The sequence below is a fragment of the Helicobacter sp. 10-6591 genome (assembly GCF_003288805.1).
GTDB lineage: Bacteria > Campylobacterota > Campylobacteria > Campylobacterales > Helicobacteraceae > Helicobacter_F.
This window is the reverse complement of the sequence record NZ_NHYK01000057.1, coordinates 1-391: the sequence shown is the minus strand read 5'-3', so window position 1 is coordinate 391 and position 391 is coordinate 1. Positions and strand designations below refer to the sequence as shown.

The window sequence follows — 391 nt, the reverse complement described above, 5'->3', positions numbered from 1 at the left end:
ACCATTTGTGAGTGGAGCAGCTGCACTTGTGCAAGAGAAATTCCCTGATCTCAATGGTCGCCAGATTGCAGATGTGCTCTTAAGCACGGCTAATAAAAAGGTGATATTGAAAACATTTACTGACAAAAACAAGACACAAAAACATACGATTATTGTTAGTGGTCAAGATGATAAGATAGGCACCAACAATGACCTAATAGTTGGTGGCACATACACACAAAGTACAGATGCTACACTCACTCTTGTCTTTGGAGAATCTGGTAATGCCAAGTTAAATGCCACAAATGGATACAACATAGCTAATGGAGCCAAACTCACATTCACACCGCAGAAAAATGTGTTTTTTACACTCGCAGGTAATAAAATCAGCATTGACATGGGCAATATGCCA

1 protein-coding gene is annotated in these 391 nt (G+C 39.6%); it reads left to right on the top strand.

Annotated elements, in window-relative coordinates; all coding sequences use genetic code 11:
- Positions 1–391, top strand: a 391-nt coding sequence (locus tag CCY97_RS08545; protein WP_146744545.1) for a S8 family serine peptidase, incomplete at both ends; no start/stop codon positions are given.